Here is a 16,333-nt window from a genome sequence, read left to right as displayed (position 1 = left end):
TATAATAAAGCCCGGAGGATTTTTAATGTCACAATACTTATCGAGTACCTTAGCAAAAGGCCTGCAAATTCTGGAATATTTGACCCGCCATGACTCAGCCTCACTCCAGACGATTGCGACCGACTTGGATCTGAACAAGACGACTGCGTTTCGGCTGTTAGCTAGCTTAGTTGAACTAAACTACGTCAAAAAAACCGATAAACGTTATATGTTAGCCACTAAGAATCAGCTACTAACCCAATTTAACCGGCCAAAGCTCAATTGGATCGCCGTACCAATTACTCAACAGATCACGCAAAAATATCACGTCACGGCTTATATTGGCATTTTAAACGGTCCCGATGTGGTCATTACCCAAGTCATCGACGACCATCACTCATTGGCCGAATACCATAAGATTGGCTTGGCGGCACCCATCAACGAAAGCGCCCTCGGTAAATGTATTGCGGCTTACCTGCCGAGTGCCAAGCGTGATTATTTATTGACCCAACTGACGAGTCAGCCGACAAAATATACTTTACACGACCGCATTGCGCTGGCCCAAAACTTTCAGGTCATTCGTACCCAAGGCTATTCATTAGATGACGAAGAAAGTAGCTTCGGTATTCGCTGTCTGGCCGTTCCGATTCGCCAAGATGAACAAGTGATTGCATCATTAGGCATTGCCGGGTCAATCGCCCAGTTACCCCGACATCAGTTAAAGCAATTGGCCAACGCGTTAACCCGTTGTAGCCAAACGATTGCCAGTCAGTTAGCTTAACGCAAAAAACGCGCCAACCAGTCGCATTTACGATTGGTTGGCGCATCTTTTAGTCATCTGCTTATTTATTTTTAAACGCTCGCGTTGCCACTTTCATCGCGGCCTTACTGCCAAACAAGCGGTTAATCTTTTCATTTTCCCGCTGGCGCGCGTTCATTCCACTATACGCCATTTCAGCTTGTAATTTCTGATAACTCTTGAACCGTTTCACATCCAACGTGCCCGCCGCAATCGCCGCTTGTACGGCACAACCGGGTTCACTTTGATGAGAACAATTCCGAAACTTACATTGCTGCGCTAAGGCGGTAATGTCTTCAAATGTCTTCGATAAATCACCCGTATATAGCTGCAGTTCCCGCATACCCGGTGTGTCGATCACCACACCACCAGTTGGCAAAACTAATAATTGCCGCGCCGTGGTGGCATGGCGACCCTTATCATCATCAGCCCGAATCGTCTTCGTCGCTAGCAGGGTCTTACCTAGCAAATGATTGATCAGGGTGGACTTGCCGACCCCCGATGAACCGACAAACGCAATTGTTTTGCCCCTGCCGATATAAGTTCGTAGTTCATCAAAACCCGCTTCAGTCGCTGAAGAACAAGTGATTACGTCGACACCCATGCTAACTTCAGCCAAAGCTGCTAACTTATCAGACAGGTCGTCACATAAATCTGCCTTGGTCAGCACAATTACTGGCATGGCGCCACTGTCCCAAGCCATCGTTAGATAACGTTCAATTCGCCGAACATTGAAGTCCGCGTTTAACGACATACAAATAAAGATCGTATCTAAGTTAGCGGCAATTAGTTGACCAGTCTGCCCATTACTGGCAGCGGCCCGTGCCAGTACACTTTGACGTGGTAACACGACTTGGATAACACTTTGTTCATCAGCCGTACTGGTTGGCGTGATTAACACCCAATCCCCAACCGCTGGAAAGCTCGTCACATCTTCAACGGTATGGCTGAACTTACCTGCAACTTGCACTGTGCGTTCACCTTGAGTTGTCACTACCCGGTATTGTTCTCGGTGTTGTTCTGTCACCCGGGCTAAAACTAATTCTGGCTGAGCTTTAGCAGCCGTTTCAAAATGAGGTGTTACCCCATAATTCTTTAAATCAATTGTCAATTTTAATAATCCTTTCATTCATACCGGTACCCTAAATCAGGCGACAAAAAAAGCGCCGTAAGTTAGCTACTCACTGCACCTCAAAAAAGACCGTTTACGGGTGTCAGTTTGTCGCGTTAAATCATTAAGTCTTTAGGGTACACGAAAATAAGGTGGGCTTATTCCCACTTTTACATCGTTGCTCAAAAGCTTAACGACTAACCGACATACGACAACCCTCCTCAAATTAATTGTTGTTAGTTTAGCATGATAACGATTACCTTGTCAATCAAGACTAACGCAACAACAACCGTGGTACCCGGGCAACCAATAGTAACACCACGACAATCGCCAGAATCGTATCGGGAATCACATACAAGCTATTATAAGTGAGCGAATATAACCACACTGGCTGACCCTTAGGCACGTATGAGGTATAAAACACAATCCCGGCTAATGTATGAAATAACAGGCGGCTGATACCAGCCAAACTGCCAGCTAGAATCACCGTTCCAACGAGTCGGCGTTGATGATGTTGATTAACCGCCGTTAACAACGGTTTAGAAAATAGTCCGGCCAGTCCGATTGACCCAAAAGCCAAAACATAGTCAAACAGGACTTGCAGCGGTGCTACAAAAAAGCCACCAAACATGAATGTGACCGATCCGGTAATCAAGCCACAGAGCAGTCCCGCCCACACTCCATTTTTAAGCGCAATCCATAAAATTGGTACCATCACTAATGAAATCGAGCCGCCCTGAGGTGCCCGAAAAATAATCAAATAACTTAAAATAATCGCTAAAGCCGCCCCAATCGCAGTTTCAGTCAGCTGTTGCAGTCTCACGCGTTGTGCGCCTCCGTTAGAAAAGTTAAATCAATATTGTCAAACATTGAATTTACTTTCTAGACAAATGAAAATTAACATTATCCTGATTCATATAATCCCTAAAAGATGGATTCAAAAAGATATAATTTGTTGCAGTATCTGATACGGCACTTTTGATTTTTATAACCTGAATATCTTTGTTACATTGCAAACACTGTGTAATAAACCCAGGAATCTGATACTCAACACGAGCATTACTCCCCGACGATACTTTTTGCAAACAAAAGCTCAATATATTCTGATCTCCATTTGTTAAATCTAAGACTCCTAACTTTTCATTTGTTTCAAACTCTATTGCGTCAAAGACTTCACCATCTTGCAACTTTAACTCGGAAGCTAATGAATCCATATCATCTGATGCATAATATAAATTTTGATTAGCTATATTAAATCTTCCCTGTGATGGTAATCCCCATGGGGCTGTGGATTCCAACTCATCCTGAACAAATGGAGTTTTCCTTTTAAACAAACTTCTAGAGCGTCCATGAAACAATCGATCTTTAATATATTGTTTTTCAACTTTAACACTTGAATAATAATTATAGAGTTTTCTAGCCGTCTCATTATTCAAAGCTAAAGCTGGTGTCCTCGATAAAAACGATTGTAGCTTATATAATTCTTCGGAAGATAATTTTAGACTAGGAGCACCAGCTATTTTATTTTTTAAAAGGTCTTCAGTTGCCGCTACAGAAAGCTGCTCATTAGGTGTATAGTCATTTATTTCTTTATTTGTATTTTTCTCAACTACTGCATTCAAACTCGCATTAAAACTAGGGTGATTCACATAATTAGAATCAATTATTTTCCCCCATTTATCGCGAGTCTGTCTATTATACTGTACACCTAGAACATTTTTGGCCATTCTTCGACTTATACTCTCACTCGTAGTATAGGCTAACGGATTTCTCGTAAAAATAGCACTCTTATAGTTCAGGTGATTCATAGCATCACTAAGGCCACCATAATTAGGTGAAATCTTCGAAACCTTTTTTGTCAGATCTGCTAAGCTTGGTATTCTTGGAGTTTGGTAACTCTTTGCCAAACTCGAAAAAGGTGAATCAAATTGTGTAAGGCCTATATTTTGGGGTGAAAATTTTTCCAAGTATCGCATATCTTTATTAAAAGTATTCATCGGAATAGTCGGAAATTTATTGTTTGCTGTTAAAGCACTTTCAATATTAATATAATCTTCCATCGATGTATGCATTAATCCTGATAAATCATTCTGCCACTTTACTGCCTTCGACAGCCCATCTGAATTCGCTAACATTCTTTTTGCTTTATCAGAGTTCATAAAATTTGAAGATTGTTGTAGTTGAGTAGCAGTACGTGCGGCTCCAATACCCTGGTATGTCACTTTATGCTCCAAACTGGATAAATATGTAACAGGATTTTTGGGATTTTGAAATTTATCCGTTGTCAATGTATACCTCCTTGCATTCTTTAATTAAAAGCCATTTTGAAATAATTGATTTACTATGCTAATACAGCATTGCTTTAGTATAGCAAAAACATAATTAAATACAAAAAACGGGTTCTGAATAAATTCGAACCCGAATACTATTATTGGTAAATATAAATTTTTAACATACGGTATAGCAAATTATAAAACAAATATCTCACTCCACTAATTCTATCGCCAACGAATCTTACTCAGGACCCGTTTACCTAAGCCGTTCTGCAACCCGATAAAGACCGGATAAGCACTCAGCATTAACGGTAAATAAATCATCGCCAACTGCCAATCTAGCAAGTTAACCAATGAGAAGATCTGCCCCGCAAACAAGAAGCAAATGACAAATAAACTCGCCATCACCGCTACTAACCCGATCTTAAAGCGACTCAACGGCCGCGCCGCAATCAACAAGGCGTTCAGGCTGATAATCCCAGTCATTAGCACATTCAAGGTGGACGTCGTGGCGAAGTCCAAGTTAAATTCAGTCCCTAGTAAGTCGATCACGATAATATAACCGACCACACAAATTGCTGCCGGAACCGCGATCTCCATTACTTGTTTCATGAAACGCCCAGTAATTCGGGTATAGTCCGGCTGTAGCGCCAAGAAAAACGTTGGGATGCCCACCATTAATGATGAAATCGGCATCAACTGAATCGGTTCAAACGGGTAACTGTGACTCATAAACACAAAGATCAACGTCAAAGCGACCGAGTACATGGTCTTAATCAAATACAAGGCCGCCACCCGTTCAATATTATTAATCACGCGCCGACCTTCATTCAAGACTTGAATCATCGCATCAAAATTCGATTCTAACAACACAAAATCAGCTAAACTCTTCGTCGCTTCACTACCAGTCGCCATCGCAATACTGCAATCCGACTGCCGCATCGCTAATAAGTCGTTGACCCCATCGCCCGTCATCGCAACGGTGTGTCCCGCCGTTTGATAGGCTTTAATCAGGCCGGCCTTTTGCTGTGGCGTTACCCGGCCAAAGACCGTATAATCCGCCACTAATTGGTCATAATCCGGGGTTGGACCGACTGTACTCATATCGATCAGTTGTTGCGCACCAGCAATTCCCGCTCGATCCGCAATACTAGCTACTGTCACTGGATTATCGCCTGAGATGACCTTTAAAGCCACATCTTGATTGGCAAAGTAGCCAAACGTATTTTTCGCATGTGGTCGCAATTCATCAGTAATCAAAATTAAGCCTAGTGCCGTTGGATCCGTTGGTTTTGGCGTGGTTAGTTCTCTAACCTGAGCCATCACTAAGACCCGAAACCCTTGTTGTGCTAATTGTTGAATTCGTTGCTTTAAATCCGTTGGTACCGTTTGATAAATAAACTCGGGCGCCCCAATAACAATAGATTGGCCGTCAAAACTAGCGCCGCTCCATTTACGGGCTGACGAAAATGGTAAGACTTTTGTTGCAGTTACTTTAGTTGGTCCTAACGCGGTTCGCAAGGCTTGCGCCGTCTCATTATCATCATTAATGGCGGTCACGACTTGTGCTAACGTCACTGTGACTTGGTCAGCGGCAGCATCTGCCCACGGTTCCACGTGATCAAACTTTAATTGACCACTCGTAATCGTCCCGGTCTTATCTAAGCACAAGACATCGACCCGCGCTAAAGCTTCAATCGCGGGTAACTCCCGAACTAAGACCTGATGTCGGCCCAACGTGAACGCCCCGGCAGCTAACGCAACGGAGGTTAGTAAGACCAGACCTTCTGGAATCATGCCGACCATCGCCGCCACTGTGCCCAAAATGGCCCGAGTCTGACTTTCACCACGTAACAGTGTCGAAATAAATAACGCCGCGCCTAAGGGGATGATTGTCACCGTCAGAATTTTGATAATCCGATTGATAATCGTTAACAATTGACTCGTTGTCCGGCGATTCGACTTCGCCGAACGGGCCAACTTCTTAATGAAACTCCCATGGCCAACCGCTGTAGCTTGAATCAGGCCATGACCACCGAGGATCACACTCCCAGAAACAATCGCATCGCCAATCCCTTTAATGACCGGATCAGCTTCCCCGGTAATTTGAGATTCATCGACCTCTAATCCAGTCGTTTCGCGAACTAAGCCATCAACGGGTAACTGGTCGCCCCGCGTCACTTGAATCACATCATCTTGAACAATATCAGCTTGGTCGTGCGCCGTAACTTGGCCATCGCGTAATAACTGACTCTTAGCCGCCGACAGAATGGCTAATTTATCGACTTGCCGTTTGGAACGTAGCTCTTGGAAAATGCCAATCGCAGTATTCATTACGATGACACCTAAAAACAATAAATTCTTATAGCTACCGGTGAAGAACACCAAGCCACCTAAAATGACATTAATTAAATTAAATAGCGTTAATAGATTATCCCGAAAGATTTGTTTGGTCGACCGCGTTAATGGTGGTAACGGTTCGTTTTGTTGGCCCGCGTCAATCCGGGCCTGCACCTCGGCCGCTGTTAACCCTTGTTCCAGTGATGTGGTACGTTCGGTCATCTGAGCGACCCCCTTTTTCAACTTAATTCTATTGTAAGCGATTTTAAGGGTGGTTGGCGATGATGATAGACAAAATAAGCGGCAACTTAAAATTTCTTTAATAAGTTCTGGTCTAGCTGAGCTTACAAAAGCTTGGGAGACACCAAAGATTTGGTATCTCCCAAGCTTTTGTATACTATTAATACCGAGCTTCGGCTAAATGTGCCCAATGAAGTTGTAACAAGGCAACGCCACAGAAAAGCAGCGTGATACCCAAGTAAATCACGGCCGCTAATGCCAGTTGATTGGCACTCACGTTTGAAAGTCCCCCGGCTGATTTCGTCAGGAATAACGGTAGGTCGTCCAAGATGTGTAGCAAAATCGTTAACGACAAATTATGCGTTGCTAGATAGACCGTCCCCCACAAGATACCAGTCGCCACGACTAAGATGATTTGTAAAAGGACCACGGTGATTGGCATATGCGCGATATTCACAATATGTGCAAAGCCAAAACCGATACTACTAATCACCACCGCCAAAAAGTCATGCTGATGCGTTACTGACAAGCTTAATGGTAATAACAAGCCTCGAAAAACCAACTCTTCGGCCAGTGCAACAAAAATAACCGTCAATAGGATTCGAATATTCAGCCGCTGCCACGATACACTTAGCCAAACGGGTAGCCGGGAAAACAATAGAAATAGGATTGCAGGTAAACACTGCAACAGCTGCATCCCCAGTCGCTGGCGATTAAATAATTGAATCTTAACATGCCACAAATAATGATTGAGTAAGCCTGCAATTACCACAATGGCAACATCATCGGCCAACTGACCGAAGCTTTCTGGAATAAAAGATTTAACCAGATACGGAAAAAGGATTAAAACTATCGGTACTAAAACAAAATTAATGACAACACCGTAAAGATTTCTGGTTCTGGATGCCATGACTATCGCCCCACGATTTTATCGGTTCCCCTAAAGCAGTCAATTACTAGCTTTAATCACAAAAATTAACGGCCAATCTGATTCATATACTGACTGCCTTTATATTCATAACTGTAATTGTGCTTTAATTTTTGATGCGTATAAACACTAAAGTAACCCATGTTGTAGTACGATTTCATGACACGATGGCCATTTACTTTTTTAGATGACAGCCAAAAAGAACCTAGATGTTGGTAATCATACTTAAATTTACCGTTAAAGACATAGTTGGTGCCGCCATAGCCCTTTAAACCATAGCCAGCCCCTTGACCCTTTTTACTACGCTTTACATCTAGTTTATGCCACGATTTCTTGTAGGGCGTATACAAAGTCTTTCCATTCCGCTTAAACGCATGCTTAGTAATCACAATCTTTTCCCACTTATGGTGACCCTGGTATTGATACCACGTTCCCCGTAATTCGGTTGGTGTTGCACTATGACCGGCATACTTAGCACTCGCTGTCATCGTCATGCTAGTACCAAGCACTAATCCTAAAACACCCAACAACGTCATCCATAATAACTGTCGTCGTTTCATTTTTCCATCTCCAAAGTTAATTAGTTCAACTACATTGACTATAATAGGACACTTGACGATTAACTGAAACCCTTGATTTTAAAAATCTTTTATACTATTAATCAAACAAATTACTGGTCAGCTTTTCTGAGCAACTTCCAGATGTCGTTAAGGTCTTGTAGATAGTGCTAAGTGAAAGAAGCCGTGACCTATGAAAGAGCTCTCATCAATTGTTCCTTGATACAGCGAACCGGAATCTATTCTATCGTTTTATCAAGCCGTCCAAAAAATTCATAGCCAACATTTCCATTATTTTAATGCTTGGTAGTTTACAGCTTTTCTGCATTGGAATTGTTGACAAACACATCAGTAAACAGTCTCTGGAAGAAGCACGATGAAGCATAAAAGTCCCGACCGAGGTTTACTTATCGGTCGGAACTTTGTAGGTAACAATTACTTTTCAGATTTCGAATCCGTAACGCTTGTATCAGCCATCAATTGTTCAATCATCGAGACGGTCGGTGTCGTTTGTGTCAACCTTGGAATATGCGTCGTAATCCAATCAAGGTCACGTTGCCACCACGCTAATTTCTCAAGTGCCCGAATAACTTCTGGAGCAAAGCGTGGTCGAATCACTTGCGCGGGATTACCGCCAACAATTGTATAAGGTGCGACATCTTTTGTCACCGTGCTGTTCGCACCGATGATGGCCCCATCACCAATCGTGATTCCCGGCAAAACGGTCACCTGTTGGCCAAACCAGACATCGTTGCCCACGACCGTATTGCCTTTAAACGGTAAATCGGCTAATTCGGGCGTAAAGGCCTGCCAATCACCACCCAAAATATTGAATGGATACGTTGAAACACCATGCATCACATGATTAGCGCCATTCATAATGAACTCAATGCCACTCGCAATTGAGCAAAATTTACCGATAATCAACTTGTCGCCTAAAAATTCATAATGGTGCGTGACATGTGATTCAAAGTCAGTCGGATTAATCGGATCATCATAATAAGTATAATCGCCAACCTCAATACTCGGCCGCCTAATCACATTCTTGATGAAGACAACTTCTTTAATTGCTGGATTCGGATAGATTGCGTTTGCTGCTGGTATTGTCAATTGACCACCCCTTTTTAAACCATTATAGCTTAAAGGCGTGCTTGTCTGACACTCAGTTTACCAAGGCTGATTCGTCGGTCCAACTGTCAATTCACTAACCGTGGTATCGGCTGGCTGATCAATCACAAAAGCCACCAAGTTTGCCACCCGTTCAGGCGCAATCTGGTAGTGATCATACAAATCAGCAGTTCCTTTAGCGACATCTTGATCAGTAATCGTTTCTAATAGTTCCGACTTAATCGCCGCCGGATAAATCGTTGTTGTTCGGATATTACTAGTCTCCTGTGCCGATTCCATGCGTAGGACTTCCATCAAGTCGCGGACCGCCCATTTGGTTGCGCCATAAACGGCACCACCAGGATAAGCTTTTAAACCCGCCACCGAAGACGTCGTAATGATTTGGCCAACCTTTTGGGCTTTAAAGGTCGGTAAAATAGATGAAATCCCATTTAAGACACCTTTTAAGTTCACATCGACCATGCGATTCCATTCATCCGTTTTTAAAGCGGACAAAGGTGAATTCGGCATCAGACCAGCATTTAAAAATAGCACATCAACCCGACCATACGTTGCCTTAGCAAATTCAATCAACCGCTGATTGTCAGTTGGTGAGACCACATCAGTTACTTGATAAGCTGCTTGGCCGCCAAGTCGTTCAATCCGTTCAACTAATCGTTTTAGCTTATCAGCACGACGAGCCGCTAACACAACTTTTGCACCTTGACTCGCTAATTGAATGGCAGTTGCCGCCCCAATCCCACTGGAAGCGCCGGTAATAACAACAACTTTATCTTTAATCATTTTAATAACCTCTTTAATTTAGACTTAATGACAAAACCAAGTATAATAACTGACTTGTAACATGTCTAATGCTTATGTAAAATGGATACATATACAACTTAGTTATACTGGAGGTTACATTATGGAGCTGCGAGTCTTATCTTATTTTTTAGCGGTGGTTCAAGCAAAGAATATTAGCCGAGCCGCTCGCCAGTTACATGTCTCCCAACCAACCGTTTCACGGCAGTTACAAGATTTAGAAGATGAATTAGGCGTTAGCTTATTCGAACGCGGCAGTCGTGAGATTGTCTTAACACCAGACGGGCAATACTTAGCCCATCAAGCGGAACAGATCACCGATTTAGTTGATAAAACACTATCCAACATTCACCGCGCCAAAACCATTAGTGGCACCGTTGTGATTGGCAGTGGCGAAGCTCAAATGATGCGGACCGTGGCCCGTACGATCAACACGTTAAAACACGATCATCCTGGCGTCCAAGTCAACTTATATAGCACCAATGGCGATACCGTCACCGAACGGCTTCAAACCGGTGTTTTTGACTTTGGTATTGTGATGTCACCTTTAATGTCCGACCGTTACGACTTCATCCGCCTACCTGGTGTGAGTCGCTGGGGGGTCTTAGTTCCCCGTAGTTCACCGATAGCCGGCCGCTCGACAATTGACGCTGCGACCCTAACTAAGTTGGACTTAATTGTGCCCCAACAAAAGGGTGTGAATACGCTATTTGAGGATTGGCTCGGACACAGTACCGCTAATTTTAAAGTCGTGTCCACCTACAATTTGCTTTATAATGCTTCGATGTTAGTTTCAGCTGGCGTTGGCGCCGCTTTGTGTCTGGATGGTATCATTAATACCGATCACACCGCTTTAACCTTTGTCCCATTGGCTCCTGGTCTGGTATCGACCGCCAGCTTAGTTTGGCTGAAAGGCCGCCCTTTATCGGCTGCGGCCAACGCCTTTTTAAAGCAACTAACTACTGATATTTCATTAGTGACTAATGAAAACAGCCCAAAATAATTGTTGTTAAATTTAATTAATCAACTTGTAGCCTTTAATCGAGACGCCTATAATGAGGACATCTATGAGGGGGGAGTTATCATGTTAAAAGATCCAAAAGCTGAAACATTATTAACACAACTTAGTGCCGTCTATGGGGATTCTGAAGTACAACAATATCCAGAATTACAGGCACAAATTCTGAGTTATGCCACGCAACTACAAAAAGATGAAAATTATCAGCTGGTTGCGACGCAGGTTAACCACTATTTATCACGATTCACCCTTACCCACAAATTGGCGGTACCCGCTACAGTAACTAAGTTATTCCAAGCAACGACCAAAACCGCCCAAGCTTATGAAGGGGTTGCTACAGCAACGTTCCTATCACAAGTTTGGTTCTAAATTAATTTAAGACCGGTTGATCCAACAAAATGGATTGACCGGTCTTTCTAATTTTAGTTCATATAACTGGCTGCCTTAACCGGCACCTGACTCGATCGAACAACTTGATAGTCCGTGACCCCATAATGTGGATTAACCGTGACTTTTACAAACTCCCCACGCCGAAGTGGTCCCGGGTTATCTGGAAACGTTTTAAATGCCACTGCCCGCACTTGTCCTTGCGCATTAGTGGCTTGCCCCTGATAACGGTACCCGGTAATCGTCATGCCAACCGGTTTTGTTAACGCAACGGTTCCGGCTGAACGCTTAATCCGTAAATAATAAGCTTCGCCACCATAACGATAGACCTCCCAACTAGCATCAACCGCAATGACCAAGACCAATGTGAGTAACAAACACACTCCTAAATGCTGAATAACGAAATTTAAAGCTCGTTTTGCCATACCTGACATCCCCCAACTAATCTGATACTTAAAGTTTACCTTGATTCATCAACCAGTCTACCAAGCAATAAAAACAGAATGTCCAAATACACCTGAAAAGACTTATTTGTTGCCTTTCCGTTTTCTGAAAGAAACATTTTGTAACGGTTCTGTAACATAGCCGTTTATGAGCCCCCACTCAAACTGTTGCTATGGTTCATCTCCTTAATTAGTACTAGCACCCCGATTATTAGTTTTATACTATATCGAAACCGATTGACGAAAAAACGGTGGTCAGCAAGTTCAGTTAATAAACCAAGCATCATCTCGATTGTTGAGACCCAGTCGTATTCTTGTAAAGACTTGATAAATAGTTTGTAAATTATCTTGTTAATCGTCCGAAAAATTAAAAATCGATTAGAATTCCACGCTAAACTTGTTGTATAATAAATGCTATTCTAACTAAAAGAAGGCTTGCTAATGATTACTATGAGACGCTTTCAATCAACTGATGCAGCACAGGCGGCCCAATTAGTTGCCACGACCCTTAAGCAGTCAAACCGCCGAGATTATTCAGCCCATTACTTACAAACAGAAATTGATCGCATGTCACCCGCTTTTTTTATCGAAAAAGCCCAACAAACCCACTTCTATGTGGCTTGTGACCAAGCCAAACTAGTTGGTACCGGAGCCATTGGATCTTATTGGGGCATCACCACCGAATATTCTTTATTCACTATTTTTGTGTTACCTACTTACCAAGGTCGTGGGATTGGGCGACAAATTATCGAAACCTTGGAACAAGACGCCTACTTCAAAAAAGCCCAACGCGTTGAAATTCCAGCATCAATCACCGCCGTCAATTTTTATCAACACCTTGGCTACCACTTTAAAAATCAAAACCAACAAGTAGACGATGAGCAACTCTATCGCCTAGAAAAGTTTCCACAAAATTAAATGACATCGGGATCAGGTTGTAGCTACTATCAATAAACGAATTGACCAATATCGAGCCGCCCAACGACCAATTATTTTCATCCAACATACTGAACCAGGCATGGCCGTGGGTAGTCCAAATTGGCAGTTATTTACTGAACTACATCACGGTGACAACGATACTTACTACATCAAGACCCAGCCAGATGCTTTCTATCAGACTGGTTTAGCTGCTTACCTTAAAATGAATCATCTAAACCATATCGAGATTTGCGGCGCTCAAGTTGAATATTGTGTAGACACGACCGTTCGTGTGGCCTTTCATCTTGGCTTTCAGATTGATCTCTTAATGGATGGAATTACGACGATGGCTAGTACGACGTTATCCGCGGCGCAGATCAAACAACATCATGCCCAGATTTGGCATCATCGTTTTGGTGAATTTGTTACCGTCAAAACACCTTTAGTTAAGTAACCTTAGCTTATGGATGGCCAGCTTTTGCAATCGTTTTCAAACCCGTCTATACTAGAAATGATGAAACGATTTATTTATATCTAACCAATTTGGAGGCTTTACTATGACAGTCGCAATTCGTTATCAAACTCGTAATGGCAATACTAAGGCATTTGCCGAACAAATTTCCGCCGTCGCTGGCGTACCAGCCGAGCAAGTACCAGCTGACCTTGAACCAGTCGACCTACTCTTTATGGGTGGTGGGACCTACTTCATGCGTCCGGACAAGGCTGCTTCTAAGTTTATGGAAACCTTGGATAGCAATAAAGTTAAAAAAATCGCCCTTTTCACAACTTCTGGTGGTCCTGAGACCCCAACCGACAAAGCGTTGACTAAAATTGCCGAGTCAAAGGGGATTCAAGTTATTGGTCACTTCCATCAATTAATGGGTGGTAAAGGGATGAAGTTGTTAGGTTCCAGTGGTGGCAATTTAAAGCCAGCCCAAATTGATGAAGTTAAGCAATTCGCTACTGAGATGCTGGCTAAACAATAGCATTAATTTAAATGTATTCTCTTCAAAAAGCGCCAACCTTATTCTGAAAATTAAATAAGGTTGGCGCTTTTATTGACCTTAAAGAAGACTATTTTAAACTTGTTTAACGACTAATTGAGTTACCACAACCGCTAACAATAAGGCGATACTAGCAACCACGCAAATCCCGCTAAATTCAATAATTGTATATAACAATCCACCTAATACTGAGCTTAAAGTTAATCCTAAATATAAAAATGAACTATTGAACGCCGTTACCGTTGATCGTTGTGATGGGATTAGGTTCACCACCACCGTATTTAACGCCGTTACACCAAAACCCTGGACAAACGCTAACAAGACTAAACAAATTGCCAGCCAAACCATACTTTGGTGATTAAACGCTAAGCCAATAATGAGCAGTGCCGAAAGACCGCCATTAAGTTGAACGGCCCGCAGAGATCCAAGCTTCACTGATACATAGCCGCTTAAAAAACTCGCCACAAAATTACTGAAACCATAAAGACTGAACAAACCTCCAACTTGAAACGGACTAAGCCGAAACTGATGAATCGCGTAACTACCTAAAAATGTATATACCAAATAAAAGCCTAACATCCAAACTAAAGTCGTTGTTAAGAGCAACCTAGTCCGTTGCGCTTTAAAAACCAGTTTAAATGAGTGCAAATATGTTAATCGTTGCGGTTTAACTATCGGTTGACTAGTCGGCACGACGAACCACAAACAAATTAAGGTGCCAATCGCTAAAACAGCTGATGTCCAAAATACTAAATGCCAATTAGCCAATTGAGCCAACCCCGAACCTAATGGCACCCCGATGGCAATCGACAATGACAAGGCTGACATCGTTATGCCCATTATTAAGTTTAGCTGTTGCCCATGGAACGTTTGACCAATTAGGGCCCAGACATTCGGCAAAGTCAGCGCAGCACCAATCCCGGCTAAGGCACGAAAAACATAAAAGCTCATGACATTAACGGCCAGCGCACAACCCAAACTGCCGATTAAAAAGAATCCAATACCAATCAACAACAATCGTTTGCGTGAATAGCGATCACCAAATGGTCCAAATAATGGTGCCCCAACAGCATAACAAAATGCATAGACTGACACTGAAAACGCCGCTTGGCTGACCGTGATTTGAAAACTACGTTCAATCGCCGGCAACAATGGCGCAATAATAAACGAATCCGCCCCAATCACGAAAACAATTAAAAATAACCCACTCACTAATAACTTGACTTTTAAGCCCATAATCAACACCCCCATTAATGCCAATCTTAATGGAAGCTGCCACAAACACAATACGGGAATTTAATGATACTTGGTACTAGCAATTACCCTTACTAACCAATCGTTCTAAGCAGTCAAAATAAACTGTATCAGTTATAATTTGAGCTAAATTCAATCGAAGAAGGTTTTAATGATGGACGCAGTAACTCGGCAAACTCGTCACGGCGAAGTTTGTCCTTTAGACACCACCTTGCAACTTTTAGCCGGTAAATGGAAGTCAATTATTCTCTGTCGTTTAATGCAACAAGAATTAAGATATACGCAACTTTTGAAGACGTTACCCGGCTGTACCCGTCGCATGTTGTCATTGCAATTGGCTCAATTAGAAGCGGATCAGATTATTCAAAAACAAGTTGATGCCAGCTATGTGCCAATTAAGACCAGCTATCGCTTGACCCCATTGGGCAAAAGTCTAGTACCAATTATCAAACTAATGGACCAATGGGGTGAACACTATATTCAGGCTGTGACGATGACCGAAAATTAAAAACAATCCTAATTCCAGTTATTGGCATTAGGGTTGTTTTGGTACGATCAATCAATTAAACGTTTCACGAAATAAACAGTGGTAACCCCTTTGAATGGTAAATCGGCCACTTTCCCGTAAATTTGAAACCCACATTTCAAGTAGAAATCGACCGCTTGATAATCACGCGTCGACAGCGTAATGGTTAACACTTGTTGCTCACGCGCCCAAGCTTCCGCAGCCTGCACAAGTTGCGTCCCTAACCGATGCCCGCGATAAGTCGGGTCAACCGCCAAGCGACTAATATAAACATGGTCGTATCGCCGATTCATCAATAAACCGCCGACTAACTGACCCTCATCGTCATACGCCCCGATGGCGACATCCTCACTAATTTGTCGCTGGTAATCAATCTGATGATCTGCAAGTTGTTGCTTAAACAGTTTAGATAGATACGTATCGAGTTCTGTTGGTGCTAGTCTTGCTAATTTAGTCATAGGCTTACCTCCTGTTGAATTAATTCTCTACGCTTGGTGCTAGTTGAAATTTTCGCCTGCCGGTTGGTTCCTAAAACGCTGGAACGCCAAGGCCACTCGCACTAAGGCCAACGACACGGCTGAGCATTTTAGGAACCAACCTCTCGGCTAAATTTGTTGATTGAACATT

17 protein-coding genes and 1 pseudogene are annotated in these 16,333 nt (G+C 42.8%); 7 read left to right on the top strand and 11 right to left on the bottom strand.

Translation table 11 applies throughout. The features are described from left to right. The first annotated feature begins 25 nt into the window (after positions 1-25). Positions 26-760 (top strand): IclR family transcriptional regulator, encoded by a 735-nt coding sequence (locus tag FFM77_RS03465; RefSeq protein WP_137634358.1) that lies wholly within the window; start codon positions 26-28, stop codon positions 758-760. A gap of 61 nt (positions 761-821) precedes the next feature. Here FFM77_RS03465 and rsgA read toward each other — a convergent pair whose 3' ends face one another. The 8 genes from rsgA to FFM77_RS03425 all read right to left on the bottom strand — a co-directional run bounded on the left by rsgA (position 822) and on the right by FFM77_RS03425 (position 10,138). Then, positions 822-1,907, bottom strand: coding sequence for a ribosome small subunit-dependent GTPase A (gene rsgA / locus FFM77_RS03460; protein ID WP_137634357.1), 1,086 nt, complete (start codon positions 1,905-1,907; stop codon positions 822-824). A 256-nt stretch (positions 1,908-2,163) separates the two neighbouring features. Then, positions 2,164-2,712, bottom strand: coding sequence for an energy-coupled thiamine transporter ThiT (gene thiT, locus FFM77_RS03455; protein ID WP_137634356.1), 549 nt, complete (start codon positions 2,710-2,712; stop codon positions 2,164-2,166). Between the two features lie 52 nt (positions 2,713-2,764). Next, entirely contained in the window at positions 2,765-4,177 is a 1,413-nt protein-coding gene (locus tag FFM77_RS03450) for a hypothetical protein (protein ID WP_137634355.1), read from the bottom strand. Between the two features lie 210 nt (positions 4,178-4,387). Then, positions 4,388-6,724: a cation-translocating P-type ATPase gene (locus tag FFM77_RS03445; RefSeq protein ID WP_137634354.1), complete on the bottom strand. Its 2,337-nt coding sequence runs from the start codon at positions 6,722-6,724 to the stop codon at positions 4,388-4,390. A gap of 178 nt (positions 6,725-6,902) precedes the next feature. Beyond that, positions 6,903-7,652 (bottom strand): CPBP family intramembrane glutamic endopeptidase, encoded by a 750-nt coding sequence (locus FFM77_RS03440; RefSeq protein ID WP_137634353.1) that lies wholly within the window; start codon positions 7,650-7,652, stop codon positions 6,903-6,905. Between the two features lie 65 nt (positions 7,653-7,717). Then, positions 7,718-8,230 carry a hypothetical protein gene (locus FFM77_RS03435; protein ID WP_137634352.1) on the bottom strand — a complete coding sequence of 171 codons (513 nt, stop codon included), beginning with the start codon at positions 8,228-8,230 and terminating at the stop codon, positions 7,718-7,720. 432 nt (positions 8,231-8,662) lie between these two features. Continuing rightward, positions 8,663-9,337 carry a Vat family streptogramin A O-acetyltransferase gene (locus FFM77_RS03430; protein WP_137634351.1) on the bottom strand — a complete coding sequence of 225 codons (675 nt, stop codon included), beginning with the start codon at positions 9,335-9,337 and terminating at the stop codon, positions 8,663-8,665. A 57-nt stretch (positions 9,338-9,394) separates the two neighbouring features. Continuing rightward, positions 9,395-10,138 (bottom strand): SDR family oxidoreductase, encoded by a 744-nt coding sequence (locus FFM77_RS03425; protein ID WP_137634350.1) that lies wholly within the window; start codon positions 10,136-10,138, stop codon positions 9,395-9,397. Positions 10,139-10,259: 121 nt separating this feature from the next. On the opposite strand from FFM77_RS03425, the gene FFM77_RS03420 reads away from it, so the two are divergent. Together FFM77_RS03420 and FFM77_RS03415 are read left to right on the top strand one after the other, a co-directional pair. Beyond that, positions 10,260-11,159, top strand: a complete 900-nt coding sequence (locus FFM77_RS03420; protein WP_137634349.1) for a LysR family transcriptional regulator — start codon at positions 10,260-10,262, stop codon at positions 11,157-11,159. A gap of 81 nt (positions 11,160-11,240) precedes the next feature. After that, positions 11,241-11,543: a bacteriocin immunity family protein gene (locus tag FFM77_RS03415; protein ID WP_137634348.1), complete on the top strand. Its 303-nt coding sequence runs from the start codon at positions 11,241-11,243 to the stop codon at positions 11,541-11,543. Between the two features lie 53 nt (positions 11,544-11,596). Here the strand turns inward: FFM77_RS03415 and FFM77_RS03410 are convergent, their stop codons facing one another. Further along, positions 11,597-11,986, bottom strand: coding sequence for a YxeA family protein (locus FFM77_RS03410; RefSeq protein WP_171001546.1), 390 nt, complete (start codon positions 11,984-11,986; stop codon positions 11,597-11,599). A gap of 459 nt (positions 11,987-12,445) precedes the next feature. On the opposite strand from FFM77_RS03410, the gene FFM77_RS03405 reads away from it, so the two are divergent. From FFM77_RS03405 to FFM77_RS03395, 3 genes and pseudogenes are all read left to right on the top strand, one after another. After that, positions 12,446-12,922 (top strand): GNAT family N-acetyltransferase, encoded by a 477-nt coding sequence (locus FFM77_RS03405; RefSeq protein WP_137634346.1) that lies wholly within the window; start codon positions 12,446-12,448, stop codon positions 12,920-12,922. 22 nt (positions 12,923-12,944) lie between these two features. Then, positions 12,945-13,376, top strand: a pseudogene (locus tag FFM77_RS03400) (isochorismatase family protein); the annotation flags it as partial. 103 nt (positions 13,377-13,479) lie between these two features. Continuing rightward, positions 13,480-13,908 (top strand): flavodoxin family protein, encoded by a 429-nt coding sequence (locus tag FFM77_RS03395; RefSeq protein WP_137634344.1) that lies wholly within the window; start codon positions 13,480-13,482, stop codon positions 13,906-13,908. 93 nt (positions 13,909-14,001) lie between these two features. Here FFM77_RS03395 and FFM77_RS03390 read toward each other — a convergent pair whose 3' ends face one another. Beyond that, positions 14,002-15,162, bottom strand: coding sequence for an MFS transporter (locus tag FFM77_RS03390; RefSeq protein WP_223876771.1), 1,161 nt, complete (start codon positions 15,160-15,162; stop codon positions 14,002-14,004). A gap of 172 nt (positions 15,163-15,334) precedes the next feature. On the opposite strand from FFM77_RS03390, the gene FFM77_RS03385 reads away from it, so the two are divergent. Continuing rightward, complete coding sequence (locus tag FFM77_RS03385) at positions 15,335-15,688, top strand: winged helix-turn-helix transcriptional regulator (protein ID WP_223876770.1); 354 nt, start codon at positions 15,335-15,337, stop codon at positions 15,686-15,688. A 47-nt stretch (positions 15,689-15,735) separates the two neighbouring features. On the opposite strand, the gene FFM77_RS03380 is transcribed toward FFM77_RS03385, so the two are convergent. Beyond that, positions 15,736-16,164 (bottom strand): GNAT family N-acetyltransferase, encoded by a 429-nt coding sequence (locus FFM77_RS03380; protein ID WP_137634341.1) that lies wholly within the window; start codon positions 16,162-16,164, stop codon positions 15,736-15,738. Positions 16,165-16,333: the final 169 nt, after the last annotated feature.

The organism is Lactiplantibacillus songbeiensis, from assembly GCF_005405125.1.
GTDB lineage: Bacteria > Bacillota > Bacilli > Lactobacillales > Lactobacillaceae > Lactiplantibacillus > Lactiplantibacillus songbeiensis.
The sequence above is the reverse complement of the archived record's forward strand: the minus strand, read 5'-3'. Positions and strand labels throughout refer to the sequence as shown.

Excerpts from the sequence above, each read along its gene's own strand:
- FFM77_RS03465 (WP_137634358.1), top strand. The coding sequence starts at position 26 with ATGTCACAATACTTATCGAGTACCTTAGCAAAAGGCCTGCAAATTCTG.
- rsgA (WP_137634357.1), bottom strand. The coding sequence starts at position 1,907 with ATGAAAGGATTATTAAAATTGACAATTGATTTAAAGAATTATGGGGTA.
- FFM77_RS03445 (WP_137634354.1), bottom strand. The coding sequence starts at position 6,724 with ATGACCGAACGTACCACATCACTGGAACAAGGGTTAACAGCGGCCGAG.
- FFM77_RS03440 (WP_137634353.1), bottom strand. The coding sequence starts at position 7,652 with ATGGCATCCAGAACCAGAAATCTTTACGGTGTTGTCATTAATTTTGTT.
- FFM77_RS03435 (WP_137634352.1), bottom strand. The coding sequence starts at position 8,230 with ATGAAACGACGACAGTTATTATGGATGACGTTGTTGGGTGTTTTAGGA.
- FFM77_RS03425 (WP_137634350.1), bottom strand. The coding sequence starts at position 10,138 with ATGATTAAAGATAAAGTTGTTGTTATTACCGGCGCTTCCAGTGGGATT.
- FFM77_RS03420 (WP_137634349.1), top strand. The coding sequence starts at position 10,260 with ATGGAGCTGCGAGTCTTATCTTATTTTTTAGCGGTGGTTCAAGCAAAG.
- FFM77_RS03415 (WP_137634348.1), top strand. The coding sequence starts at position 11,241 with ATGTTAAAAGATCCAAAAGCTGAAACATTATTAACACAACTTAGTGCC.
- FFM77_RS03410 (WP_171001546.1), bottom strand. The coding sequence starts at position 11,986 with ATGGCAAAACGAGCTTTAAATTTCGTTATTCAGCATTTAGGAGTGTGT.
- FFM77_RS03405 (WP_137634346.1), top strand. The coding sequence starts at position 12,446 with ATGATTACTATGAGACGCTTTCAATCAACTGATGCAGCACAGGCGGCC.
- FFM77_RS03395 (WP_137634344.1), top strand. The coding sequence starts at position 13,480 with ATGACAGTCGCAATTCGTTATCAAACTCGTAATGGCAATACTAAGGCA.
- FFM77_RS03390 (WP_223876771.1), bottom strand. The coding sequence starts at position 15,162 with ATGGGCTTAAAAGTCAAGTTATTAGTGAGTGGGTTATTTTTAATTGTT.
- FFM77_RS03385 (WP_223876770.1), top strand. The coding sequence starts at position 15,335 with ATGGACGCAGTAACTCGGCAAACTCGTCACGGCGAAGTTTGTCCTTTA.
- FFM77_RS03380 (WP_137634341.1), bottom strand. The coding sequence starts at position 16,164 with ATGACTAAATTAGCAAGACTAGCACCAACAGAACTCGATACGTATCTA.